Raw genomic sequence first — 24,111 nt, 5'->3', positions numbered from 1 at the left:
GAGACAATAATGAGCGAAGGCGAGCATCCGGCGCAGGCGACGTCGCCGAGCGGCGCTCCGCAGCCCGGCACGGTCGGCGCCCGTCTGCGGGCCGCTCGCGAGGCGCAGGGGCTGTCGGTGGCCGAGGTAGCGGCACGAACCCGCGTGACGCAGCGCTTCCTGGAGGCGCTGGAAGACGACCGGCTCGATCTGCTTCCGTCGCCGACCTACGCCTCGGGCTTTGCGCGCGCTTATGCCCGCGCGGTCGGGCTCGACCAGGCCGAGATCGGTCGTGGTATCCGCGGCGAGCTGGCGCGCGGTGCGATGCCGATGCGGCAGCACCATATCGAGGAGATCGCCGATCCTTCACGCGGGCCATCGCGCGGAACGGTGATCGTCGCGGCCGGGGTCGCGTTGGCGCTGTTGATCCTCGGCGTGCTGTGGCTGTCGACCGGCATGTTCCGCGGCACGCAGGAGTCGCCGGAAGCGGCCGCCAGCCCGACGACGGTGGCGCGCAGTGCGCCGGTGCCGCCGCCAAGTCCGACGCCGGCGACGGGCAAGGTGGTGCTGACCGCCAAGAACGAGGTGTGGTTGCGCGTCTATGACGGCACGAACAAGACGCTGTTCACTGGCACGTTGCAGCCCGGGCAGACCTTCGAGGTACCTGCGGGCACCGAGCGGCCGATGCTCAACATCGGGCGACCGGACCAGTTGCAGGTGACGGTCGACGGCCGCGCGCTGCCGCCGCTGGGCGACGGCAAGCGTGCGATGAAGGACGTCGGCGTCAGCGCCGAGGCGCTCACCGCGCGCTTCGCAGGTGCGCCCGCCCCGGCCGCAACGCCGTCCGCCGTCACCAGCCCGCCGACTGCGGCGGGTGGTGCGACGGTGCCGCCCGCGTTCCAGAACAACGGCGGATGACGTATTGGTGTCGCCCGCTTAAGGCTGGCGACAGCAGTGATAATCCAGAACATTATCCGGTGCCGATGCATCGGGGGACGAGAAGATGACCAAGTTTCTAGCAGGCGCGGCGATCGCCCTTACTCTCGCCAGCCCCGCGCTGGCGCAGCGCGACGCACCGGTCGAGGCGCGCGTCGGCAAGCTCGAGAGCGAGATGCGCGCGGTGCAGCGCAAGGTGTTCCCGGGCGGTGCGGGGATGATGGTCGAGCCGCAGATCGCCCCGAGCGCGCCGACGCCGGTCGAGGCCGCCGGGGTGCCCGCATCGGGCGCGATCACCGACTTGACGTCGCGCGTCACGTCGCTGGAACAGCAGCTCGCATCGATGACCGGGCAAATCGAGCAGAACGAATATCGGCTGCGCCAGCTGGAGGGCCAGTTCGCCGATTACCGTAAGGCGACCGACGCCAAGCTCGCCGCGCCGCCGGTCGCCACTCCGGCTGCGCCGGTCGGCGGCCCGGACGTGACCGTTCCCGAAGCGCCTGTGCCGGCCGACAAAGCCGCCGGCACCGCCGCGGTCGCGAAGCCGAGCACGGGTGATGCGGCCGAGGACGGCTATCTCTATGGCTTCCGGCTGTGGGAGGCCAAGCGCTACGGCGAGGCGGTGACGGCGCTCAAGAAGGTCGTTGCCGATTATCCCAAGTCGCGCCGCGCCAGCTATGCGCAGAACCTGATCGGGCGCGCCTATCTGGATGACGGGAAGCCGAGCCTCGCGTCGATCGCCTTCTACGACAATTACAAGAAGATGCCGGATGGCGAACGTGCGCCGGACAGCCTGTTCTATCTGGGCAGCGCGCTGGTGAAGCTCGACAAGGCCGCAGATGCCTGCAAGGTCTATGGCGAGCTGAGCGACGTTTATGGCGCGACCATTTCCGCCAAGATGAAAGCCGACATCGTCAAGGCCCGTGCCGCCGCCAAGTGCAAGTGAGGTGACGCTGCGCCCGCTGCCGGAGGCGGCGGTCGCAAGGTTTCGCGCCGATGTCGAGCGGCTGGTGGCGCGTGGGTCCGGCGACGCGACACTGACGGAGGCGGCGCGGCTGGCGTTGGCCGTGTCGGGCGGTGCGGACAGCATGGCGATGCTGCGGCTGGGCGCGGCGGCTTTCCCGCGACGGATGGTCGCCGTGACCTTCGATCATCGGCTCCGCCCGGAATCAACCGCCGAGGCGGCGATGGTCGGCCGGGTTTGCGTGACGCTTGGCGTTCCGCATCACATTCTTGCCCCCTCCGCGCCAATCGCCGGCAACAGCGTCCAGATGCGGGCGCGAGAAGCGCGCTATGCCGCGATGGGCGAGTGGGCAGGTGCGGAGGGCCTGTCGTTCCTGCTGACCGCGCACCACGCCGATGATCAGGCAGAGACGATGCTGATGCGGTTGCAGCGCGGCTGTGGGCTGTCGGGGCTCTCGGCGATTCGCGCGGTGCGCTTGGACAATTTCGGTGTCGTCCTGCGGCCGCTGCTGGGGTGGCGGCGCGCGGAATTGCGGGTGCTAGTCGCGAAGAGCGCGACGCCGTTCGTCGACGATCCCTCGAACGACGATCCGCGCCACGATCGCACGCGGGTGCGCGCGCTCCTTGCTGCGACGCCGGCGCTGGACCCGGTCGCGCTGGCGGCGTCGGCCGGATATCTCGCCGAGGCGGAGGAGGTGCTCGCCCGCGAAGCCGAGCGGTTATGGGCCGAGCGATGGCACGGACCGGATCGCGGCCTGTCGATCGCCGACGAACCGCGCGATCTGCGGCGGCGGCTGGTTCGCCGCGCGCTGGCGGAAACGCGATCGCGACTCGGAGTTATCCTGCCGGCATTCGAGCGTGATTCGGCCAACGTCGAGGCGTTGCTCAACGCGCTGGAGGTGGGGCGAAGTGCGACCCAGGCCGGGATTATCGTGCGTGCCGGCCCGAAAGGGTGGGTCTTTTCTACAGCGCCGCCGCGTCGATCACTCTGACCGACGTTGTTCCATTGCCATTAACCTGTCCGAGCCTACATTATAGCCGACGGAAAGGTAGCCGATGAACGACAACGACAGGCAGCCCGGAAACGGCGGCAACGATAATAACGGTTCGGGCGGTCCGAATCCGTGGATGAAGAGCCTGCTGATCTGGGTCGGCGTGCTGCTCTCGCTCGCGGTGGTGGTCACGCTGTTCGATGGCCGGACGAGCACTGCGCAGGGCAATACGATCGCTTATTCCACCTTCCTCGACAAGGTCGACGAAGGCACGGTGAAGAGCGTCAACGTCAGCCGCGACATGATCTCGGGCAGCTTTTCGAGCGGTGACAAGTTCCGCACCTATCCGGTGCAGGACTCTGGCCTGATGGACCGGCTGCGCAAGTCGGGTGTCGAGGTTGCGGGCAAGCCCGAGGAAGGGCCGTCGGTGTGGATGGTGCTGCTGTACCAGTCGCTGCCGTTCCTGCTGTTCCTCGGCATCGCCTTCTTCGTGCTGCGCCAGATGCAGAAGGGCGGCGGCGCGGGCGGTGCGATGGGCTTCGGCAAGAGCCGCGCGCGGATGCTGACGCAGAAGGAAGGCAAGGTCACCTTCGACGATGTCGCAGGCATCGACGAGGCGCGCGCCGAGCTGACCGAGATCGTCGACTTCCTCAAGGACCCGACGAAGTTCGCGCGACTGGGCGGCAAGATCCCGAAGGGCGCGCTGCTGGTTGGTTCGCCGGGCACCGGCAAGACGCTGCTGGCGCGCGCGATCGCGGGCGAGGCGGGCGTGCCCTTCTTCACCATTTCGGGCTCGGACTTCGTCGAGATGTTCGTCGGCGTCGGCGCGAGCCGCGTGCGCGATATGTTCGAACAGGCCAAGAAAAGCGCGCCGTGCATCGTCTTCATCGACGAAATCGACGCGGTCGGTCGCCATCGTGGCGCCGGGCTCGGCAACGGCAATGACGAGCGCGAGCAGACGCTGAACCAGCTGCTGGTTGAGATGGACGGGTTCGAGGCCAATGAGGGCATCATCATCGTGGCGGCGACGAACCGCCCCGACGTGCTCGACCCTGCACTGCTGCGTCCGGGCCGGTTCGACCGGCAGGTCGTGGTCCCGCGGCCGGACATCGATGGCCGCGTCAAGATCCTCGAAGTGCATATGAAGAAGGTGCCGCTGGCCCCCGACGTCGATGCGCGTACGATCGCGCGCGGCACGCCGGGCTTCTCGGGCGCCGATCTTGCCAATCTCGTCAACGAGGCGGCGCTGATGGCGGCGCGCAAGGGCAAGCGTCTGGTCGCGAACGCCGAGTTCGAAGAGGCCAAGGACAAGGTCATGATGGGCGCGGAGCGTCGCAGCATGGTCATGACCGAGGACGAGAAGCGGATGACCGCCTATCATGAGGCGGGCCATGCTATCGTCGCGCTGCACGAGCCGGCGTCGGACCCGATCCACAAGGCGACGATCATCCCGCGCGGTCGCGCGCTGGGTATGGTCATGCGGCTGCCGGAGCGTGACAGCTACAGCTATCACCGCGACAAAATGTACGCGAACCTCGCGGTGGCGATGGGCGGGCGGATCGCCGAGGAAGTGATCTTCGGCTATGACAAGGTGTCGAGCGGCGCGAGCGGCGACATCCAGTATGCCACCGGTCTGGCGCGCGACATGGTCACGAAGTGGGGCATGTCGGACAAAGTCGGTCCGGTGGAATACGCCCAGCCCGAAGGCGAGAGCTTCCTCGGTTACTCGTCGAGCCAGCCGGTGCGGATGTCGAACGCGACCGCGCAGTTGATCGACGACGAGATCAAGGCGATCGTCGAGGGCGGGCTGCACCGCGCCAAGCAGGTGCTGACCGATCATCTCGACCAGCTCCACACGCTGGCGGGAGCGCTCCTCGAATATGAAACGCTGAGTGGTGACGAGATCAAGCGACTGATTGCGGGCGAGGAGCTCGACCGGCGCGATCAGGGACCGAAGACGCCTTTGATGCCGGCGGTGGGGACGTCGATCCCGAAGACCAAGCGGCCATCGGGGCCGTTCGGGAATCCGTCGCCTGCCGGGGCGTGATTTCTTCGGTTGATGGGTGAAGAAGGAGGCGGCCTGCGGGTCGCCTCTTTTTTTGTGCGCGCGGGGTGGGGGAGGGGTGTCACTGCGAGCGCAGCGAGGCAATCCAGAGCCGGACCAGAACGCTCTGGATTGCCTCGCTACGCTCGCAAAGACGGCGACAGGCGGGCTGCTGGTGTCGCGTCGTTATTGAAGGTGTGACCTTCGTCGCCCCGGACTTGATTTGGGGCCCCGCTTCCTTGTGCTTGGGCAGCAGGAAGGAAGAAGCGGGATCCCGGATCAGGTCCGGGATGACGGAGTCTGGCTAGGTGGGAGCTACATCCTTCTCACGACATGGGAGAAAGGATGACACCGGGGTTAAGCGTTACTCGCCCGCGCCGGCGACGATCGCGTTCCAGCCGGCTTCGTCGATTACGGTGATCCCCAGCTCCGCAGCCTTGGTCGCCTTCGATCCCGCACCGGGGCCGGCGACGAGCAGGTCCGTTTTTTTCGACACCGAACCCGCGACATGCGCGCCGAGCCGTTCGGCCTGCGCCTTCGCCTCGTCGCGGCTGAGCGTCTCGAGCTTTCCGGTGAACACCACCGTCTTCCCCGTGACCTCCGAGCCACGCGTCTCGACCACGAACGGCGGCGGGGTCACTTCCGCGAGCAGGTCGTCCCATACCGACTGGTTATGCGGCTCGTGGAAGAAGTCGGCGAGCGCGTGGCCGACGGCCGCGCCGACATTTTCGACCCCGATCGCTTCTGCGATCGCCTTGTCGAGGCGGGTGCGGTGGCGCTCCGGTGTCTCGCCGATCACCGCGGGTGACGCGTCGCGCAGCGAAATAACCTCGCGCGCCTTGTCGGCGAGCGCGTCGAGCGTGACATAACGCTTGAGCAAATCGCGCGCGGTGACGATCCCGACGTGGCGAATGCCGAGCCCGAATAGCAGGCGCGCCGCGTCGGGGGCGCGGCGCGCTTCGATCGCCTCCAGCAGCGCGTCGACCGAGCGCGCCTGCCAGCCCTCTCGCCCGACCAGTTCGTCGCGGTGTGCGGCGAGGCGAAAAATGTCGGCGGGTTCCTTGATCCAGCCGAGATCGAGCAGTTCGACGAGCGTCTTCTCGCCGAGCCCGTCGATGTCGAGTGCGCCGCGGCTGACGAAATGCTTGAGGCGTTCGAGCCGCTGCGCCGGACACACCAGCCCGCCGGTGCAGCGTACATCGACTTCGCCCTCCTCGGCGACCGCCTCGCTGTGGCAGATCGGGCAGTGATCGGGAAAGGCGAACGGCGGCAGGTTGGCGGTGCGCGGTAGCACCGCGACGATCTGCGGGATGACGTCGCCGGCGCGTTGCAGGATCACGCGGTCGCCCTCGCGCGCATCGAGCCGCGCGATCTCGTCGCGGTTGTGGAGCGTGGCGTTGGTGACCACCACGCCGCCGACCGTCACCGGGGTGAGCCGCGCGACGGGCGTAAGCTTGCCGGTGCGGCCGACCTGGATGTCGATCCGCTCCAGCGTGGTCTGCGCCTGTTCGGCGGGAAATTTGTGCGCGATCGCCCAGCGTGGTGCGCGGCCGACGCTGCCCATCCGCTCCTGCCAGTCGAGACGATCGAGCTTGTAGACGACGCCGTCAATGTCGAAGGGCAGATCGGCGCGCTGCGCCTCGATCGCGCGATACACCGCCAGCGCGCCCGCCGCATCGTCGCAGCGCGCGAAGGCCTCGGCGATCGGAAAGCGCCAGTCGCGCAGCGCCGCGACGACCGCCGCCTGCGTGTCGCCGGGGATCGCGCTCGCCTCGCCCCAGCCGTGCGCGAGGAAGCGGAGCGGGCGCGCGCGCGTGACCTCGGGGTCTTTCTGGCGCAGCGAGCCGGCCGCGGCGTTGCGGGGGTTGGCGAACTGGCGCGCCTCCTTGCCCGTGGCCGCTGTCTCGTCGGCGAGCCGGCGGTTGAGCGCTGCGAACGCTGCCTTTTCCATATAGACCTCGCCGCGCACCTCGAAGACGTCGGGCGCGTCGGCGGGGAGGGTGGCGGGGATGTCGGCGATCGTGCGGACATTGGCGGTGACGTCCTCACCGACAGCACCGTCGCCGCGGGTCAGCGCCTGCACCAGCCGGCGGTCTTCGTAGCGCAGCGAGCAGGACAGGCCGTCGATCTTGGGCTCTGCGGTCAGCGCGACCGGCTCTTCGGCACCGAGCCGGAGGAAGCGGCGGACGCGCGCGACGAACTCCAAAACCCCTTCGTCGGCGAAAGCGTTGTCGAGGCTCATCATCGCGCGCGCGTGCGCGACCTTGGCGAGATGCGCGGCGGGGGCGGCACCGATCTGGCGGCTGGGCGAATCGTCGCGGATCAGCGCGGGAAACACTTCTTCGATCGCGCGGTTGCGGCGCACCAGCGCGTCATAGGCCGCGTCGCTGATCTCGGGCGCGTCCTCGGTGTGGTAACGCTGGTTGTGGTAGGCGATCTCGGTGGCCAGCCGCGCCAGCTCGGCAGCGGCGGCGGTGTCGTTCTCGGGCAGCGGCGCGTCGGTCATCGCACCGGGTTAGAAAACCCGCGCGCCAGCGTCCATCACTTCACGCCGCGGCGAGCTTCTCCGCGGTCGCATCGGCGAGGCTGGTGCCGTCGAGGATGCGCGCGGTTTCATCGCGCACGCGCATCATCGCCAGCCGGATCGCGCATTCCGCCTCGCTCTTGCAATCCTTGCACGGGCGATAGGCGGTACGGCTGACGCAGGGGACGAGTGCGAGCGGCCCCTCGATCACGCGGATCACCTCGCCGAGCGAGATCAGGTGCGCAGGACGCGACAGGACATAGCCGCCCATCTTGCCGCGATAGCTGTGCAGCAACCCGGCGTCGCGCAGGTCGGCGAGGATCAACTCGAGGAATTTGCGCGGAACATTCGCCTCGGCCGCAATGCGCGTCATCGGCGTCGGCGGCGCACCAGCCGGGGCGGTGGCCAGAAACAGCATCGATCGCAGGGCATAACGGGAGCGCTGGGTAAGCATGACCCACTATATACAGGGATATTGTGGCGGGCAAATGGCCGATCGCCCCTTTTCCAAATGCTTCGGGCGCCCTATATCACCCTCTGTCGGGTTCTACCCGGCTATGGCGATAAACTGCGGCGTAAAATAGACGCAGCGGACCCGGGGGCAGTACCCGGCGGCTCCACCATAAGTGGTGGTGTATCTGGACACCGTTTCTGACGGGGCCGAACCAGGATCGACGTGTGTTGAAAGGCGCTGTTTTCGCTCGGAATGGGACCACCGCAACGGCCCATTACACAAGTGCCAACGATAACGAAGCACTCGCGATTGCGGCGTAACTGAGGGCCTAACGGCCTGACGTTACACCAAAATAGCGCGGTTGGACCCCACCGGGCAACAGAAGGGGATTCCAGCGGTACGGGGAGCACCGGGCAACAGAAGCTCCCCACTTACCATTTGCGTCGCAGGTGTCAGTCGTTGCCGAGCAGCGACGATTTGCGCGGGATTGTTTCCTCGTTTGGCTGGCCCTTGTCGAGCTGATCGGAGGGGCGGCGGGCGTCGCCTTCCTTTTGATGTTCGGTCGAGAGGTTGGGGCGTTTGGTCTCGGTGGTCGGGTGGATTGGGTCTTCGGTCATCGGATCGTCTCCTCGTGCGCAGATCAACGGACCGTATCGTGCCGCCGTTCCCGTGGCTTGGGCGGGATGACGGCACATCGGCTCGTCATTGCGAGCGTAGCGAAGCAATCCAGGGCGTCCTGGTCCGGCTCTGGATTGCTTCGCTGCGCTCGCAATGACGGATGAGGGCGTTCCTTCGTCAGAACTCTATTCGAAGGCCGCTTTTCGCGACCGTCGGTAGAAGCGAGATCCCGGATCAAGTCCGGGATGACGGGGCGGGGGCCGCCGCCTAGCCGTCGATGCTGCCGCCCAGCGCGGCGTGGACCAGCCCGCCGTCCACCGCGATCGTTTCCCCGACGACGTAATCGCCCGCGCGGCTGGCGAGATAGATCGCGGTGCCGGCCATGTCCTCGTCGGTGCCGATGCGGCGCGCCGGAATCGCCTTGGCGACCGAATCGCCGTGGTCGCGCGCGGCGCGGTTCATTTCGCTCGGGAAGGCGCCGGGGGCGATCGAGGTGACGTTGATGCCCTCGCGGATGAGCCGCGCCGCCAGTCGCTTGGTCAGGTAGATCAGCGCCGATTTGGAGGCGTGATAGCTGTACGTCTCCCACGGGTTGAGCCGCAGCCCGTCGATCGAGGTGATGTTGATGACCTTGGCGGGGCCTTGCGCGCGAGCGCCAGCCTTGAGCAGCGCATGGAGCGACTGGGTCAGGAAGAATGGCGATTTGACGTTGAGGTCCATGACCTTGTCCCAGCCACTTTCCGGGAATTCCTCGAACGCGACGCCCCAGGCCGCGCCGGCATTGTTGACGAGGATGTCGAGCCGCTCCTCACGATCCGCCAAGGCTGCGGCGAGCGCGCGGCAGCCGTCGACGGTCGAGATATCCTGCGGGAGCGCGATGCACTTCTCGCCCAGTTCGGCGGCGGTTTCGGCGCACGCCTCGGCCTTGCGGCTGGAGACATAGACGCGCGCACCCTGCGCGACGAAGCCAGCCGCGATCATCTTGCCGATTCCGCGGCTGCCCCCCGTGACCAGCGCGACGCGGCCGTCGAGCCGGAACAGCTTGCCGGTATCCATATCAATCCTCTCCCTTATTCGCCGCGCTTCAACGTCTCGCGGGCGATGATCAATTGCTGGATCTGGCTGGTGCCTTCGTAGATGCGGAACAGCCGCACGTCGCGGTACAGCCGCTCGACGCCGTAATCGGCGATATAGCCGGCGCCGCCGAGGATCTGCACCGCGCGATCGGCGACGCGGCCGACCATCTCGCTGGCGTAATATTTGGCGGCGGCGCTTTCGAGAATGACGTCCTCGCCGGCATCCTTCTTCACGGCGGTATCGAGCACCAGCGCGCGGGCGGCGAGCGCCTCGGTCTTGGAATCGGCGATCATCGCCTGAATGAGCTGATGCTCGGCGATCGCCTTGCCGAACTGGCGGCGGCTGGTGGCATAGGCGACCGCGTCGGCGATCAGGCGCTCGGCGACCCCGACGCAGACCGCGGCGATGTGCAGTCGCCCGCGATCAAGCACTTGCATCGCGATGCGGAAACCATCGCCGTCCGCCCCCAGCCGGTTCGCGGCCGGGACGGGGACGTCGTCGAACACGACATCGGCGACCTTCGCGCCCTTCTGGCCCATCTTCTTCTCGGGCGCGCCGACCGTCACGCCGGGCAGGTCGCGCGGCACGAGAAAGGCCGATACGCCGCGCCCGCCCTTTTCCTCGCCGGTGCGCGCCATCACCGTGAACAGATCGGCGCGATCGGCATTGGTGATGTAGCGTTTGGTGCCGGTCAGCCGATAGACGTCACCATCGCGCACCGCGCGGGTCGTGACGCTGCCCGAATCGCTGCCGACGTCGGGCTCGGTGAGCGCGAAGCTGGTGATGATCTCGCCGCTAGCGATCCGCGGCAGCCAGGCGGCTTTCTGCTCGGCGCTGCCTGCGATCACCAACCCCTGGCTGCCGATCCCGACATTGGTGCCGAACGCGGAGCGGAACGCCGGGGTGGTGCGGCCGAGTTCGATCGCGACGCGCACTTCCTCGCCCATCGTCAGCCCCAGGCCGCCGTAGTCCGGGTCGATCGACAGGCCGAACAGCCCGAGGTCGCGCATCTCGGCGATGACCGCATCGGGGACCGCATCGTCGGCCTCGACCTGCGCTTCCAGCGGGCGAAGCCGTTCCGCGACGAAGCGCCGGACGGCGGCGATAAGGGCATCGAACGTGTCGGAATCCAGCGCCATAGCTTCCGTCTCTTCCTTCGCGCGGACAGATGGTCGGCTTAAATGCCGATCAAAGGATCGGCAAGCGACAATCGATACTCGACGTTCGAAAGCCGGTGCGCGGCTAACTGCATCCGGCGTACTGCATCGCTGAAATGCGGACGGTTCATGCCCGCGAATCGATGGTCTCGCTCGATTGGAGCTGATTTTAAGACCCCGGTAAGACTCAGCGGCAGCATCACTGACATGATTTTCGGGGCGATGTTCGGTTCGTCGTCAGTCATCTTCGGTTCATCCGAAAAGGTTCCCGCGGCATTTGTTGATTCAGATCTTTCTGGTTAGCCGACGGTCATCAATCCTGTTGACCGGGGGGTCACCCGTGAACGCCAAGGTATGGACAGCGCGATTTGCGCTGGTGGTTTCGTGCGCCCTGATGGGCATCGCTCCGGCGCAGGCGCGCTCGTTGCAGTGCGCGCCGTTCGCGCGTGAAGTGTCGGGTATCGACATCCACGGCAATGCCAACACCTGGTGGGGTCAGGCGGCGGGCCGTTACGACCGCGGCACCGCGCCCGAGGTCGGGGCGGTGATGGCGTTCAAGGCGACGCGTGCGATGCCGGTCGGGCATGTCGCGATGGTCAGCAAGGTCGTCAGCGGCCGCGAAGTGCTGCTGACCCATGCCAATTGGTCGCGGCGCGGCGGGATCGAGCGTGACGTTCGCGCAGTCGACGTCTCGGCAGCGGGTGACTGGAGCGAAGTGCGCGTGTGGTTCGCCGGGATCGGCGATCTGGGCACGAGCAGCTACCCGCTGGCCGGGTTCATCTATGCCGGCAAGGCGCCGACGACGATCGAGAGCGAAGCGCCGCTGGCGCCGCTGACGATCGCGACCTCGGCAGTGGTGCCGGTCGGCGGCGCGGTGCCCGCCGCGCGCTGAGTTTTGGTCAGGCGGGGCGGAAGGTCATCGCTACGCCGTTCATGCAATAGCGTTTTCCGGTCGGGCGCGGCCCATCGTCGAAGACGTGGCCGAGATGCCCGCCGCACCGGCTGCAATGCACCTCGGTCCGTACCATCCCGAGCGTCGAATCCCGATGATAGCCGATCGCACGGGGCAGCGGCGCGGTGAAGCTGGGCCAACCGGTGCCGCTTTCGAACTTCGTTTTCGATGAGAACAGCGGTTGGGTGCAGCCCTTGCACGCGAACGTCCCGTTGCGATGCTCGTTGTTGAGCGGGCTGCTGTAGGGACGTTCGGTTCCTTCGCGACGCAGCACCTCGAACGCAGCTGGTCCGAGTTGTGCCTGCCACTGCGCGTCGGTGCGGGTGACGGGGAAACGCTCCGCCGCGTCTGCTGTTCGCGATCCGCACGCGAGCAAGGTCGTGGCGAGAACGCCGCTGCCGGCAACGGCGAGGAAGCGGCGGCGGTCGAGAGCTGCATCGTTCATCCCGCAGATATGGTGACGACTGCGCAATTCGCCAGCGCCGGAACCCGGGGGTGCGGTTCAGGCCAATCGGACGATGGGGCGGGCGCGTCCGCCGGGATTGTCGGAATATCGTCGCGGGGGCGCGAGCCGGTCGAGGTGCCGAGCTGACCTGCGGCTGGGCGTCAGGCGCGGTGCGTGCTACGGCGCGCGCATGTCGGAGGACGCCACCACCCTGATCGCCACGCTCGCGCGCCGTGCGCGCACCGCTGCCCATCAACTTGCCGGGCTGAGCGACGCGCAGAAATCGGCGGCGCTGCTGTCGGCGGCGGAAGCGCTGCGTCAGGCGAGCCCGGCGATCCTGGCGGCCAACGCGCTCGATCTGGAGCGTGGCCGGCGCGACGGTCTGTCCGATGCGATGCTCGATCGCTTGCGGCTGGACGAAGCCAGGGTGGAGGGGATTGCTATCGCGGTCGCGACCGTCGCCCATCTGTCCGATCCGGTCGGGCAGGTGATCGACAGCGCCGAGCGTCCGAACGGTCTGGTGTTGAGCCGGGTGCGGGTGCCGATCGGGGTGATCGGGATCATCTACGAAAGCCGGCCGAACGTGACCGCCGACGCGGCGGCGCTGTGCGTGCGGTCGGGGAATGCGGTGATTCTGCGCGGCGGATCGGAGGCGGTGGAGAGCAACCGCGCGATCCACGCGGCGTTCGTGCGCGGGCTGGAGGCGACGGGGGCGCCGGGCGACGCCGTGCAACTCGTGCCGACCACCGATCGCGCCGCGGTCGGCGCGCTGTTGGCGGCGGCCGGTGCGATCGACCTGATCATTCCGCGTGGGGGGCGCAATCTGGTCGAGCGCGTCCAGAACGAGGCGCGCGTCCCGGTGCTCGCCCACCTCGACGGGATCAATCACGTCTTCGTCCACCGCTCCGCCGAGGCGGAAATGGCGAAGCAGATCGTGCTCGATGCCAAGATGCGGCGGACGGGTATCTGCGGCGCGATGGAGACGTTGCTGGTCGACCGTGACTGGCCGCACGCGGCGTCGCTGATCGGTGCGCTGGCTGAGCGGGGCTGTGCGGTGCGGGGCGACGAGGCGGCGCGCGCGCTGGTGCCGTCGATCGACGCTGCCGAGCCGGCCGACTGGGACACCGAATATCTGGATGCGATCGCGTCGGTGGCGATCGTGGAGGGAATCGACGGCGCGCTGGCGCATATCGCGGCGCATGGATCGCACCATACCGATGCGATCGTCGCCGAGGATCGCGCGGTTGCCGAACGCTTCCTGCGCGACGTCGACTCGGCGATCGTGCTGTGGAACGCCTCGACGCAATTCGCGGACGGCGGCGAGTTCGGGCTGGGCGCGGAGATCGGGATCGCCACCGGGCGGCTCCATGCGCGCGGGCCGGTCGCGCTGGAAGGGTTGACCACCTACAAGTGGCTGGGGCGCGGCAGCGGGCAGATCCGCGGTTGACGATCCGGCGCATCGGGCTGCTCGGCGGCTCGTTCAATCCCGCGCATCGCGGGCACCGGCACGTCACGCTGGAGGCGATCCGGCTGCTGGGGCTGGACGAGGCGTGGTGGCTGGTGTCGCCGGGCAATCCGTTGAAGCCGCGCGCGGGCATGGCGCCGCTTGCCGCGCGGCTCGCCTCGGCACGCGCGATGGCGCGGCGCGCGCCGATCCGCGCGACCGATCTGGAGGCGCGGCTGCGCACCCGCTACACCGTCGACACGCTGCGCACGATCGTCCGGCGCTATCCGCGCAATCGCTTCATCTGGATCATGGGCGCGGACAATCTCGCGCAATTTCATGAGTGGCGACGGTGGCGGACGATCGCGCGCACGATGCCGATTGCGGTATTGACCCGTCCGGGCTATGATGACGGCGCTCTCGCGGGTCCCGCGATGGGCTGGCTGCGGCGCTATCGGCGGCCCGCGCGCCAGGCGACGAACTGGGCCGAGTGGAGTGTGCCAGCCCTGGTGCTGCTGCGTTTCCGCCCCGACCGGACATCCGCGACGCAATTGCGCGCCGTCGATCCCGACTGGCATGTTCGCTACGCCAACCCGATATCTGTGACCTCAACCCCCGCCGCGTCGTCGTCGCGGCAACCCCAGGAGTAACCTTGCCCGCCACCGAACCCGCCCGCCGCTCGCCCGATTCCACGGATGTCGAGGCGCTGCATCGTCTGGTCCTGCAATCGCTGGACGACGATCAGGCGGTGGACACGATCTCGATCCCGCTCGCGGGCAAATCGTCGATCGCCGACTATATGGTCATCGCCAGCGGGCGCTCGACCCGGCAGGTCGCGTCGATGGCGCAGAAGCTGGCCGAGCGGATCAAGGGCGAGACCGGCCGCCCCGCGCGGATCGAGGGGCTGCCCAATGCCGACTGGGTGCTGATCGACGGCGGCGACGTGATCGTCCACCTGTTCCGCCCCGAGGTGCGCAGCTTCTACAATCTGGAGCGAATGTGGTCGTTCGGCGATGCGCCGGCGCCGGGTGGTGCGCCGAACTGAGGTTCGGTCGCGGCTTCAGGGCCGACGCGTCGCTTTGTCGGTCGTCGTCCCGGACTTGATCCCAGATCCCGCTTCTTTCTTTCATCGCCAAGAAAAAGCGGGGCCCCGGATCAAGTCCGTGGCGACGATGGTAGAAGGGTTTGGGCGGTGCTTCGCGTCGGCTCGTTCTGGTAGAGAGCGCCAATGTTGCTGCACATCGTTGCGCGGGGACGGATCGGGCGGTCGCCAGAGGCCGAACTTGTCGATCGCTACCTCAAGCGGATCGCGTGGCCGACGCGCGTCAGCGAATTGCCCGATCGTGGTGGGCGTGAGCCCGATCGGCCCGTGCAGGGTCGCCGTATCCTGCTCGACGAGAAGGGCGAGGTGCTGGGCTCGACGGTTTTTGCCGAGCGGATCGGGCGGTGGCGCGACGATGGCGTGCGCGAGGCGCGGTTCCTGATCGGGGCAGCCGACGGCTTCTCCGACGCCGAACGTGGCGAGGCCGACATGCTGCTGTCGTTCGGGCGGGCGACCTGGCCGCATCTGCTCGCGCGCGCGATGCTCGCCGAGCAACTGTTTCGCGCGACCAGCATATTGGCGAATCACCCCTATCATCGCGAGGGATGATGTCGCGCCGATCGTCATGGACGGCGGTGTCGCTGGTCGGCCTGTGCGGGGTAGCGGCGCTCGCCACCGCGCAGCCGGGCGTGGTCGCCAAGCGGCGCGCGCAATCTCTGGAGGAGCGCGCCGATACGATCGCCGACCCGGCACAGCGCGCGCAACTGCGCGAGGCAGCGGTTGCCGCGCGGGTGTCGGCGGCGGAGGCCGATCTTGCGATCTTGCAGGCGCAGGCGGCGGTGATCGACAGGCGGCTGGCCACGCAGCGTGCGCTGCTCGCCGCGCGTGAGGCGCCGGTCGCGCGATTGCTCGCGACGCTGACCGCGCTCGCCCGCCGGCCCGCGATCGCGACGCTGGCGCAGCCGGGGAGCGTCGCGGATATCGTGCATGCGCAGGCGGTATCGACGGCGATCCTGCCGGTGCTGCGCGCGCGATCGGCGGCGTTGCGCCGCGCGGTGGCGCATGGCCGCGTGATGCAGGCGAGTGCGGCGACGGCGCAGCGCCGGCTGCGCGCCGCCCGCGCCCGGCTGGTCGAGGCGCGCGAGCAGCTTGCGGCGGTCACCGGCGGCGATGACGATCGCGCGCTGGCGATGGAAGAAGCGGTTCGCGATACCGCCGAGCGGCTGACGACACTGGGCAGCGAGCAGGCGGTGCTCGCCGATCTTATGGCGCTGCCGCTGCCGCCGGTGCCGCACGAAGTGCCGGCGGCGAAGGGCAGCGCCTACCGCCTGCCGGTGACGGGGCGGCTGGTGACCGGCATGGGCGAGGTGTCGGGCAATGGCGTCCGCGCGCGCGGGCTGACGCTGGCGGTGCCCGCCGCCGCGGCGATCGTCTCTCCAGCGGGCGGGCGGGTGCGGTTCGCGGGGCCGTTCCGCAGCTTCGGACGGATCGTGATCGTCGATCACGGCGCCGGCTGGACATCGTTGATCGCGGGGCTGGGCACCGTCGCGGTGGAGGCCGGGGCGAGCGTCGCGGCGGGTGCGCCGCTGGGGGCCGCGCCCAAGGTCGACGGCGCGCGCGTTACGGTCGAGTTGCGGCGCCGGGGACGCCCGGTGGATATCGCGCAGCTCGTCGGGTGAGCGCGCCGCGCGCTAAGCCACCATTCAGCCGCGCGGGCGCTTTGATCGTCCCGGCAAATTCCGCTACACCGCGGGATCGTCCATTCGCAGGAACAGTTTCGCCCGTCATGAAGTCAAAGCTGCTCCCGGCCGTCGCGCTGGTCACCGCCATCGCCACCGTGCCGGTCGCCACCGGGGCGATGGCCGCGTCGGACACCGCCACCTATCGCCAGCTCGACAAGTTCCTCGACGTCTACAATCGCGTGAAGGCCGATTACGTCGACAAGGTCACCGACGATCAACTGATGAAGGGCGCGATCGACGGGATGCTGGCGGCGCTCGATCCGCACAGCAGCTATGTCGACGCCTCCGACTTCGACAATCTGCGCATCCAGACCGAGGGCAATTACGGCGGGCTGGGCCTGACCGTCTCGATGGAGGATGGCGCAGTGAAGGTGATCGCGCCGCAGGAGGATACGCCGGCCGGACGCGCCGGGATCAAGTCCGGCGACTTCATCACGCATATCGACGGCAAGCTGATCTACGGCGGGACACTCGACGAGGCGACCGCGCAGATGCGCGGCAAGCCGGGCACGAAGGTGACGCTGACGCTGATCCGCTCCGGTCGCGACAAGCCGATCGTGGTGACGCTGGTGCGCGAGGTGATCGTGCAGCGCCCGGTCAAATGGGAAGTGAAGGGCGATGTCGGTTACATCAACATCAACACCTTCTCCGAACAGACCGGCGCGGACACGCGCGCCGCGATCATGGCGATCGACAAGTCGCTGGGGCATCGTCCGCTCGGCTATGTCGTCGACCTTCGCGAGAATGGCGGCGGGTTGCTGACGCAGGCGATCGAAGTGTCCGACGCGTTCCTCGATCATGGCGAAATCGTCAGTCAGCGCGGGCGCGAGAAGGACGATATCGAGCGCTATTTCGCGCGGCCGGGCGACGATGCGCACGGGCTGCCGATCATCGTGCTGACCGATTCGGGCACCGCCTCGGCCAGCGAGATCGTCGCGGGCGCGTTGCAGGATCATCACCGCGCGCTGGTGATGGGTGAGCGTACGTTCGGCAAGGGATCGGTGCAGACGTTGCTGCAGCTGGGGCCGCGCACCGCGCTGCGGCTGACCACCGCGCGCTACTTCACCCCCTCTGGGCGGAGCGTGCAGGAGGGCGGGATCGAGCCCGATATCAAGGTGCCGCAGATCTCTGACCCCGATTACAAGTCGCGCCCGGTGTTCCGCGAGGCCGACCTGCGCCGGCATTTGATCAACGAGATCAAGTCGCCGGATAACGCGGTGCTGGAAGAGGATGTGAAAGACGATCCGCGCTTCGCGACTTCGCCCGACGCGCTCAAGAAGCAGGGGATCGAGGATTTCCAGCTTTGGTATGCGCTCAAGACGATCGCGCGGCTGGGTGGCGCGACGCAGGTCACGGCGGTGACGCAGGCGATGACTGTCAAGCCGGGCGCGACCGCCACGCCGGCGGCGGTGAAGAAGTGATGGCAACCGGCCTGCGCAACGCGCGGCTGCTCGCGCTGCTGATCCCGGCGGTGCTGCTGGGCGGGGCGTGGGCGTTCCAGCTGATCGGCGGGTTGTATCCGTGCGAAATGTGCCATTGGCAGCGGTGGCCGCATTATGGCGCGCTGGCGATGGCGGTGCTGGCGTTCGTGACCGGCGGGCCGCGTGTGAAGGCGACGCTGGTGGCGGGTGCGGCGGCGCTGATCGCGGTGTCCGGGCTGATCGGCGTCTTCCACGCCGGGGTCGAATATCATTGGTGGCAGGGGATCACCGCCTGCACGCAGACCACCAACCTGTCGGGCCTGTCGACCGATCAGGCCTTGAAGGACCTGCTCGCCGCCCCCATCGTCCGGTGTGATGCGCCGCAATGGTCGTTGCTCGGCGTGTCGCTCGCCGGGTGGAATGCGGTGATCTCGCTGGTCGGCGCTTTGCTGATCGCGACGCAATTGAGGAGGCGTGGATGACCTGGAAGCCCGGTGACCGTCCGCATCCGTCCGCGTCGATGATTCGTGTCGATCAGGCCGGCGAGTTCGGGGCGATCCGCATCTATGCGGGGCAACTCGCGATCATGGGGCAGCGCTCGCCGATGGCGCGCAAGATCTCCGCGATGGCGTTGCAGGAGGAAAAGCACCGCGCGTTCTTCGACCGGATGATCGTCGAGCGCGGCGTGCGGCCGACGCTGTTCCAGCCGTTCTGGGATGTCGCGGGCTTCGCGCTCGGCGCGGTGACTGCCGCGATCGGACCGGAGGCGGCGATGGCGTGCACCGCCGCGGTCGAGACCGAGATCGACAAACATTACGAGGAGCAGCTGGTCGCGCTGGGTGACAGCGATCCCGAGCTGTCCGAGGCGATCCGCGAGTTTCAGGCCGAAGAACTGGAGCATCGCGACACCGCGCTGGCCAATGGCGCGGAGAATGCGCCGGCCTATCCCTTGCTGTCGGCGGCGATCCGGCTTGGGTGCCGTGTTGCGATCGCCACTGCCAAACGTTTGTAGAAGGTCTGTTCGATGCGTCGTCGCCTCTCGCCGATCCTGTTGACGCTGTGCGCCACGCCCGCCGTGGCGCAGGTCGGTCCGCCCGCCAGCACGACCCGCGTGCCGAAGGTCACCGTGGCCGAGGGCGTGTCGCGCAGTGCGCCGGTGAACGGCGTGATCGTGCTGTACGGCAACGAACGCTGCCCGACCGACAATGACGGCAACGAGGTGGTGGTCTGCACCCGCCGGCCGGCCGAGGAGCAGTTCCGTATACCCAAGGAGTTGCGCAATTTCGAGGTGACGCCCGAGAACGAGAATTGGGCGGCGCGCGAGCAGGCCAATCGCGATGTCGGGACGGTCGGGGTCGGGAGTTGCTCGACGGTCGGCGCGGCAAGCGCGACCGGCTGCGTCACGCAGAACGCGACGCGGTGGAAGAAGGAACGCCGCGCCGAAGCGAAGCGGGAGACGCCGGAGCTATAGAAGTCCGCGACTTCCCGGCGACGAGGATCAGCCCTTCGCCTTCATCCCCTTGACGCGGTGCCAGATATAGAAGGCGATCGCCGCGACCAGGACGACGCCGATCGCGGCGTCGGCGCGGTGGAAGAACGCCTTGAGCCGCGGATCGCTGTTCCACTTGTCGCCGAGCGTCATGCCGATCCACGCCAACAACAGGCAGAACGGCCACGAACCGATGAACGTATAGAGGTGGAACGGGATCAGCTTCATGCGCGCGACCCCGGCGGGAAAGGCGATGAAGGTGCGGATCACCGGCAGCATTCGCCCGATCAGGATCGCCCACGCGCCCCAGCGATTGAAGAAGCGGTCGGCGAGGTCCAGCTCGCCCGGCCCGAGCAGCACGTAGCGTCCGAATTTTTCCGCCATCGGCCGCCCGCCGCGCCGCCCAATCTCGTAAGCGACGATCGAGCCGAGATTGCACCCGAGCGCGCCCGCGGTCGCGGCGAGGAACAGGTTCAGCTCGCCGGTCGACACCAGATAGCCTGCGAACGGCATGATGATCTCGCTGGGCAGCGGGATGCACGCGCTCTCGATCGCCATCAGCAGCGCGATACCCCAGTAACCGCCGGCAGAGATGACGGCGATGGCAAAGCCCGCGAGGGCGGCAAGGATCTTCTCGACCATGCGCTGCGCTTGCGGCACTGCGGCAAGAAAGGGAAGCGGGAATCCGGGAACCGCGTTGGGACAGCAATGGTTCGTCGCAGATGACAGATTTGACCTTGAACGATGGCCGCACCATGCCCCAGCTTGGCCTTGGCACCTACCAAATTCCCGATGCGCAGGTCGCGCCGGTGGTCCGCGCCGGGCTCGATCTCGGCTTCCGCCTCGTCGACACGGCCGCGCTCTACCATAATGAGCGCGGCGTCGGTGAAGGGCTCGGGCATGACGATGTCTGGGTGACCACCAAATTGTGGCACGACCAGCATGGCGATGCCGCTGCGGCACTCGACGCCAGTCTGGCGCTGCTCGGGCGCGAACAGGTCGATCTGTACCTGATTCACTGGCCACATCCCGCGGGCGGGCGGTTCGTCGATGCATGGAAGACGCTGATCGAATTGCGCGAGCGCGGGCTGGCGCGGTCGATCGGCGTGTCGAACTTCCTGCCCGAGCATCTCGAAGCGATCGTCGAAGCCACCGGGGTGGTGCCGGCGGTCAACCAGATCGAGTTGCACCCGACCTTCCAGCAGCGTGATGTGCAGGACGCCAATCGCGCGCACGGTATCGTGACGCAGAGCTGGAGCCCGCTGGGGCAGGGCGCGACGCTGAAGGACGAGCGGATCGTGCGGATCGCCGATGAGGTCGGGGCGACGCCGGCGCAGGTCATCATCGCCTGGCATCTGGCGAAGGGGTTGTCGGTAATTCCCAAGGCGGGGGATCTGGAGCATCTCGCCAGCAACTGGGGCGCGCGGGACGTGCGGCTGTCGGAAGAGCAGATTGCGGCGATCGATGCGATGGACGATCCCGACGGGCGGATGGGGCCTGATCCGCGGGAGATGTGAAGGGCGGGAGTCGGGACCTTATTGTTCGTCATTGCGAGCGCAGCGAAGCGATCCAGGGCGTCCTGATCCGGGCTTGGATTGCTTCGCTGTGCTCGCAATGACGAGCGTCAGCCTAAAGCCGCGTGCGCCAGCTTCAGATCGTCGACGAACCGCGCGAACTCCGCCGTGCGCGCATCCTCGTCGGGTAGCCGCAGCAGATAGCTGGGGTGCACCGTGATCCATGCTGCGCCGCCATCTGGCAGACGTTGCTCGCGACCCCGCTCGCGACCGATCGTCATTACCTTGCCGAACAGACTGCGCGCCGCGGTCGCGCCGAGTGCCACGGTGACCTTCGGGCGCAAGAGCAATTGCTCCTGCTCGATCCACCAGCGGCATGCCTCGATCTCGCCAGCGTCGGGTTTGGCGTGGATGCGGCGCTTGCCGCGCGGCTCGAATTTGAAGTGCTTGACCGCATTGGTGACATAGGTCTGCTCGCGGGTGATCCCGGCCGCGGCGAGCGCGCGGTTGAACACCTGTCCGGCGGGCCCGACGAACGGGTGACCGGCCAGATCCTCCTGATCGCCGGGTTGTTCGCCGACGAACATCATCGGCGCCGACACCGGCCCTTCGCCGAACACCGTCTGCGTCGCATGTTTGTGGAGGTGGCAGCGCGTGCATGCCGCCGCCTCGTCGCGCAGCGCCTCCCAGGCGAGTTGCGCATTGCCGCCGATTTCCTCACGGCCGCGGGCCCGCTCGATCATTCCGCTCTCCCGTGCCTGCGCACTGGCCAGCAATTGCGGGACCAGCGCGGTTTCCGGCATGTTCTTCCAGTATTTGCGCGGCATCTCCTTGAGCATCGCGTTCACCTTGACGCGCGCCGGATTGAAGATGCTGGCGTAATAGGTCTTCCACACTTCCTCGACCGGATCGCCCTCCGGCGCGTCGCCGCGCACCGCCGGCGGCCCTTCGCTGAGCCGCGCGCCGTCCCAGTGGATCGACACGTCCGGTGTGAGGATCGACCAGCGCATCGATGCGAAGCGGTTGACGAAGAAGGCGGCGTTGGCGCGGACGATATGATGCTCGGGCTCGAACCACGCGACATAGCGGTCGCCGTCGTCGTCGGTCACGGTGCGGAACCGCACGAAGGCGCGCATCTTGTGAATGTCCCGACGCACGGCCTTCGCCAAACCTTCTAGGCGGCGCACGAGCGGGTCGGCATGGTCTTCGACCAGCCGCGGCATCTCGCGCAGCCGCCACAACAGGGTATAGAGCAGCGCGAACCGTTCCGGGTCACGGTGAAGGATCGCATCACCCGCCAGCGCGATGAACGCACGGGACACGCGCAGCGGCGAAGCGTTGGCAGGCGACGTCGGGGCGGGCTCTGCCCCGGTTGCGAACAAGTCCTCCGCGGCCGCGCCGACTTGCCAGACGACGCGGTCGGGCGGCACATCGGCGGCGATCAGCGCACGCGCCGCCTCGCGCCAGGCGTCCATATCATCGGGCGCGGAAAGCGTGGCGACGCGCATGGACCGTGATTACTCGCGCTCGTCGCCGCCGGGCGGGTTGTCGCGCGCCAGCTCCAGCTCGGCGGGCTTGCGCTCCTCGTAAGTGTCGGCGAGCCGCTGCTCGGTGGCGTCGTCGAGCTTCTGCTCGGCAGCGGGGAACATCTCTTCCTCTTCCTCGTCGATGTGATGCTCGTAGCGATGGCGCATGTGCGCGAACTTCTGCTCCCACGCGTCCGAGCCGAATTCCATATCGAGCAACTCGCCGATCAGATCATCGACTTCCTTATGCTCGGCAACCGAGTGGCGGGCGTCGTCGCGCAGGTCGGGGCGACCGAGCATCGTCGCGTAGAGCGATTCCTCCTCGGCAGCGGCATGGCTCTGCACTTCGAGCCGGAACGCGTCGAACAGCTCGCGACGGTCGGCGCTATCGCCGTCCATGCCGTCGAGGCGCTTGAGCATATCGCGTTGCTTGTCGTGATCTCGTTTCAGGTCCGCGTAGATTTCTGCGTGCGCCATATCGATCTCCTTCGAGGCCGAAGCGCATGAGGCGTCACGCCGTTTCACCCGCGATTCATTCTCACGCGCCGAACAATTCCAGTTGCTGGCGGGCGGGCCGCGGCGCAACGAGCGGCTTGAGTTCGGCACGGTCGGTGAGCGTCACCGGTCGCCAGTCCTCGGCGACGATGAACGGGCGGATGCGCGCGATCGACACGGTTAGCCGCGCGACATCGTCGAGCCGCAGCCGCCGCCAGCGGCGCGCGGCGAGAATACTCTTGACCGCTTTCGTGCCAAGGCCGGGAACGCGCCAGAGCAATTCGCGCGGCGCGCGGTTGACGTCGACGGGGAACTGGTCACGAAATTTGAGCGCCCACGCCAGTTTGGGATCGATATCGAGCGGCAACATGCCGGTGGCGTCGTCGGTCGCCGCGACGACTTCGCGCGGTTGGAAGCCATAGAAGCGCATCAGCCAGTCGGACTGGTACAGCCGGTGTTCGCGCATCAGCGGCGGACGCTGCAAGGGTAGTACGCTCGACGCATCCGGGATCGGGCTGAACGCCGAATAATAGACGCGGCGCAGACCGAAGCGATCGTAGAGTGTCGAGGCTTTGGTGACGATATCGCCATCGGTGGCGGCATCGGCGCCGACGATCATCTGCGTCGACTGGCCAGCGGGCGCAAAGCGCGGCGCGGATCTATACTTGGTGCGCGCCTCCGCGGTGTCGACGATCGCCGCCTTCATCTCACCCATCGCGCCTTCGATGCGGCCATTGTCCTTCTCCGGTGCAAGCCGCTTCAGACCGCCGACGGTCGGCAGTTCGACGTTGATCGAGACACGGTCGGCATAGAGACCGGCCTGATGCACCAGCTCGGGATCGGCGTCGGGGATCGTCTTGAGATGAATGTAACCGCGGAAGTAATGCTCTTCGCGCAGGCTGCGCGCGACCTCGACCAGTTGCTCCATCGTATAGTTTGAGGATTTGATGATCCCCGACGACAGGAACAGCCCCTCGATGTAGTTGCGACGATAGAAAGAGAGGGTGAGGTTCACCACTTCCTGCGCAGTAAAACGTGCGCGACGGACGTTCGAACTCTTCCGGTTGATGCAATAATGGCAGTCGAAGATGCAGCTGTTCGTCAGCAGGATCTTGAGCAGCGAGATGCAGCGACCATCGGGCGCATAGGCGTGGCAGATGCCCATGCCCTCGGTCGAGCCGATCCCCTTGCCGTCGGCAGAGTTGCGCTTCGCCGTGCCCGACGATGCGCAGGACGCGTCGTATTTGGCCGCATCCGCAAGGATTTCCAGCTTCTGTCGGACATCCAGTTGCGCCAT

The 24,111-nt window shown here is 67.5% G+C and carries 26 protein-coding genes and 1 other RNA gene; 16 read left to right on the top strand and 11 right to left on the bottom strand.

Going from position 1 to position 24,111, the window contains the following annotated elements; genetic code table 11:
- The first annotated feature begins 9 nt into the window (after positions 1 to 9).
- The 4 genes from SPHPH_RS19140 (at position 10) to ftsH (ending at position 4,917) form a co-directional block, all read left to right on the top strand.
- Positions 10 to 897, top strand: a complete 888-nt coding sequence (locus SPHPH_RS19140) for a helix-turn-helix domain-containing protein (protein WP_051272893.1) — start codon at positions 10 to 12, stop codon at positions 895 to 897.
- An 85-nt stretch (positions 898 to 982) separates the two neighbouring features.
- Positions 983 to 1,861, top strand: a complete 879-nt coding sequence (locus tag SPHPH_RS0107655) for a tetratricopeptide repeat protein (protein WP_028966177.1) — start codon at positions 983 to 985, stop codon at positions 1,859 to 1,861.
- Between the two features lies 1 nt (position 1,862).
- A complete protein-coding gene (gene tilS, locus SPHPH_RS0107650) occupies positions 1,863 to 2,870 on the top strand; it encodes a tRNA lysidine(34) synthetase TilS (RefSeq protein ID WP_051272892.1) in 1,008 nt (335 codons plus the stop codon).
- 64 nt (positions 2,871 to 2,934) lie between these two features.
- Positions 2,935 to 4,917, top strand: a complete 1,983-nt coding sequence (gene ftsH / locus SPHPH_RS0107645; RefSeq protein WP_028966175.1) for an ATP-dependent zinc metalloprotease FtsH — start codon at positions 2,935 to 2,937, stop codon at positions 4,915 to 4,917.
- Positions 4,918 to 5,278: 361 nt separating this feature from the next.
- Here the strand turns inward: ftsH and ligA are convergent, their stop codons facing one another.
- Positions 5,279 to 7,420 carry an NAD-dependent DNA ligase LigA gene (gene ligA / locus SPHPH_RS0107640; protein ID WP_028966174.1) on the bottom strand — a complete coding sequence of 714 codons (2,142 nt, stop codon included), beginning with the start codon at positions 7,418 to 7,420 and terminating at the stop codon, positions 5,279 to 5,281.
- Positions 7,421 to 7,460: 40 nt separating this feature from the next.
- On the bottom strand, positions 7,461 to 7,892 hold the full coding sequence (locus SPHPH_RS0107635; protein WP_028966173.1) for an RrF2 family transcriptional regulator: 432 nt from the start codon (positions 7,890 to 7,892) through the stop codon (positions 7,461 to 7,463).
- 45 nt (positions 7,893 to 7,937) lie between these two features.
- On the opposite strand from SPHPH_RS0107635, the gene ssrA reads away from it, so the two are divergent.
- Positions 7,938 to 8,285, top strand: a transfer-messenger RNA (tmRNA) gene (gene ssrA / locus SPHPH_RS20735).
- 59 nt (positions 8,286 to 8,344) lie between these two features.
- On the opposite strand, the gene SPHPH_RS21395 is transcribed toward ssrA, so the two are convergent.
- The 4 genes from SPHPH_RS21395 to SPHPH_RS21080 form a co-directional block, all read right to left on the bottom strand.
- Positions 8,345 to 8,509, bottom strand: coding sequence for a hypothetical protein (locus tag SPHPH_RS21395; RefSeq protein ID WP_202900648.1), 165 nt, complete (start codon positions 8,507 to 8,509; stop codon positions 8,345 to 8,347).
- Positions 8,510 to 8,777: 268 nt separating this feature from the next.
- A complete protein-coding gene (locus tag SPHPH_RS0107625; protein ID WP_028966172.1) occupies positions 8,778 to 9,566 on the bottom strand; it encodes an SDR family oxidoreductase in 789 nt (262 codons plus the stop codon).
- Between the two features lie 14 nt (positions 9,567 to 9,580).
- Positions 9,581 to 10,726, bottom strand: coding sequence for an acyl-CoA dehydrogenase family protein (locus SPHPH_RS0107620; RefSeq protein WP_028966171.1), 1,146 nt, complete (start codon positions 10,724 to 10,726; stop codon positions 9,581 to 9,583).
- A 38-nt stretch (positions 10,727 to 10,764) separates the two neighbouring features.
- A complete protein-coding gene (locus SPHPH_RS21080; RefSeq protein WP_156025880.1) occupies positions 10,765 to 10,989 on the bottom strand; it encodes a hypothetical protein in 225 nt (74 codons plus the stop codon).
- 149 nt (positions 10,990 to 11,138) lie between these two features.
- Here SPHPH_RS21080 and SPHPH_RS0107615 point away from each other — a divergent pair, with 149 nt between their 5' ends.
- Positions 11,139 to 11,636 (top strand): CHAP domain-containing protein, encoded by a 498-nt coding sequence (locus SPHPH_RS0107615; protein ID WP_081668546.1) that lies wholly within the window; start codon positions 11,139 to 11,141, stop codon positions 11,634 to 11,636.
- A 7-nt stretch (positions 11,637 to 11,643) separates the two neighbouring features.
- Here the strand turns inward: SPHPH_RS0107615 and msrB are convergent, their stop codons facing one another.
- Positions 11,644 to 12,141, bottom strand: coding sequence for a peptide-methionine (R)-S-oxide reductase MsrB (gene msrB, locus SPHPH_RS0107610; protein ID WP_037488258.1), 498 nt, complete (start codon positions 12,139 to 12,141; stop codon positions 11,644 to 11,646).
- A 190-nt stretch (positions 12,142 to 12,331) separates the two neighbouring features.
- Between msrB and SPHPH_RS0107605 the strand changes: the two genes are divergently transcribed.
- From SPHPH_RS0107605 to SPHPH_RS0107565, 9 genes are all read left to right on the top strand, one after another.
- Positions 12,332 to 13,588, top strand: a complete 1,257-nt coding sequence (locus tag SPHPH_RS0107605) for a glutamate-5-semialdehyde dehydrogenase (protein WP_028966168.1) — start codon at positions 12,332 to 12,334, stop codon at positions 13,586 to 13,588.
- A gap of 2 nt (positions 13,589 to 13,590) precedes the next feature.
- Complete coding sequence (locus SPHPH_RS19135; RefSeq protein WP_051273242.1) at positions 13,591 to 14,235, top strand: nicotinate-nucleotide adenylyltransferase; 645 nt, start codon at positions 13,591 to 13,593, stop codon at positions 14,233 to 14,235.
- Positions 14,236 to 14,237: 2 nt separating this feature from the next.
- Entirely contained in the window at positions 14,238 to 14,630 is a 393-nt protein-coding gene (gene rsfS / locus SPHPH_RS0107595) for a ribosome silencing factor (protein ID WP_028966167.1), read from the top strand.
- 183 nt (positions 14,631 to 14,813) lie between these two features.
- Positions 14,814 to 15,236, top strand: coding sequence for a 23S rRNA (pseudouridine(1915)-N(3))-methyltransferase RlmH (locus SPHPH_RS0107590; protein ID WP_028966166.1), 423 nt, complete (start codon positions 14,814 to 14,816; stop codon positions 15,234 to 15,236).
- The gene (locus SPHPH_RS0107585; RefSeq protein ID WP_037489292.1) at positions 15,236 to 16,306 is read left to right on the top strand and encodes a murein hydrolase activator EnvC family protein; all 1,071 of its coding nucleotides are present in this window, start codon (positions 15,236 to 15,238) and stop codon (positions 16,304 to 16,306) included. Before SPHPH_RS0107590 ends, SPHPH_RS0107585 begins: the two co-directional genes overlap by 1 nt.
- 107 nt (positions 16,307 to 16,413) lie before the next feature.
- Complete coding sequence (locus SPHPH_RS0107580) at positions 16,414 to 17,790, top strand: S41 family peptidase (protein WP_028966164.1); 1,377 nt, start codon at positions 16,414 to 16,416, stop codon at positions 17,788 to 17,790.
- On the top strand, positions 17,790 to 18,272 hold the full coding sequence (locus SPHPH_RS0107575; RefSeq protein WP_028966163.1) for a disulfide bond formation protein B: 483 nt from the start codon (positions 17,790 to 17,792) through the stop codon (positions 18,270 to 18,272). Before SPHPH_RS0107580 ends, SPHPH_RS0107575 begins: the two co-directional genes overlap by 1 nt.
- Positions 18,269 to 18,802 (top strand): demethoxyubiquinone hydroxylase family protein, encoded by a 534-nt coding sequence (locus tag SPHPH_RS0107570; protein WP_028966162.1) that lies wholly within the window; start codon positions 18,269 to 18,271, stop codon positions 18,800 to 18,802. Before SPHPH_RS0107575 ends, SPHPH_RS0107570 begins: the two co-directional genes overlap by 4 nt.
- Before the next feature lie 12 nt (positions 18,803 to 18,814).
- The gene (locus SPHPH_RS0107565; RefSeq protein ID WP_028966161.1) at positions 18,815 to 19,261 is read left to right on the top strand and encodes a hypothetical protein; all 447 of its coding nucleotides are present in this window, start codon (positions 18,815 to 18,817) and stop codon (positions 19,259 to 19,261) included.
- 27 nt (positions 19,262 to 19,288) lie between these two features.
- On the opposite strand, the gene SPHPH_RS0107560 is transcribed toward SPHPH_RS0107565, so the two are convergent.
- Positions 19,289 to 19,921 (bottom strand): DedA family protein, encoded by a 633-nt coding sequence (locus SPHPH_RS0107560; protein WP_028966160.1) that lies wholly within the window; start codon positions 19,919 to 19,921, stop codon positions 19,289 to 19,291.
- A gap of 80 nt (positions 19,922 to 20,001) precedes the next feature.
- On the opposite strand from SPHPH_RS0107560, the gene SPHPH_RS0107555 reads away from it, so the two are divergent.
- A complete protein-coding gene (locus SPHPH_RS0107555; protein WP_028966159.1) occupies positions 20,002 to 20,796 on the top strand; it encodes an aldo/keto reductase in 795 nt (264 codons plus the stop codon).
- Positions 20,797 to 20,903: 107 nt separating this feature from the next.
- On the opposite strand, the gene SPHPH_RS0107550 is transcribed toward SPHPH_RS0107555, so the two are convergent.
- The 3 genes from SPHPH_RS0107550 to SPHPH_RS0107540 form a co-directional block, all read right to left on the bottom strand.
- Positions 20,904 to 22,301 carry a UdgX family uracil-DNA binding protein gene (locus SPHPH_RS0107550; protein WP_028966158.1) on the bottom strand — a complete coding sequence of 466 codons (1,398 nt, stop codon included), beginning with the start codon at positions 22,299 to 22,301 and terminating at the stop codon, positions 20,904 to 20,906.
- Positions 22,302 to 22,310: 9 nt separating this feature from the next.
- Complete coding sequence (locus tag SPHPH_RS0107545) at positions 22,311 to 22,796, bottom strand: hemerythrin domain-containing protein (protein WP_028966157.1); 486 nt, start codon at positions 22,794 to 22,796, stop codon at positions 22,311 to 22,313.
- Positions 22,797 to 22,857: 61 nt separating this feature from the next.
- Positions 22,858 to 24,111: a putative DNA modification/repair radical SAM protein gene (locus tag SPHPH_RS0107540; RefSeq protein ID WP_028966156.1), complete on the bottom strand. Its 1,254-nt coding sequence runs from the start codon at positions 24,109 to 24,111 to the stop codon at positions 22,858 to 22,860.

This window comes from Sphingomonas phyllosphaerae FA2 (assembly GCF_000427645.1).
Taxonomy (GTDB): Bacteria; Pseudomonadota; Alphaproteobacteria; order Sphingomonadales; family Sphingomonadaceae; genus Sphingomonas; species Sphingomonas phyllosphaerae.
This window is presented reverse-complemented; position numbering and strand designations above follow the sequence as displayed.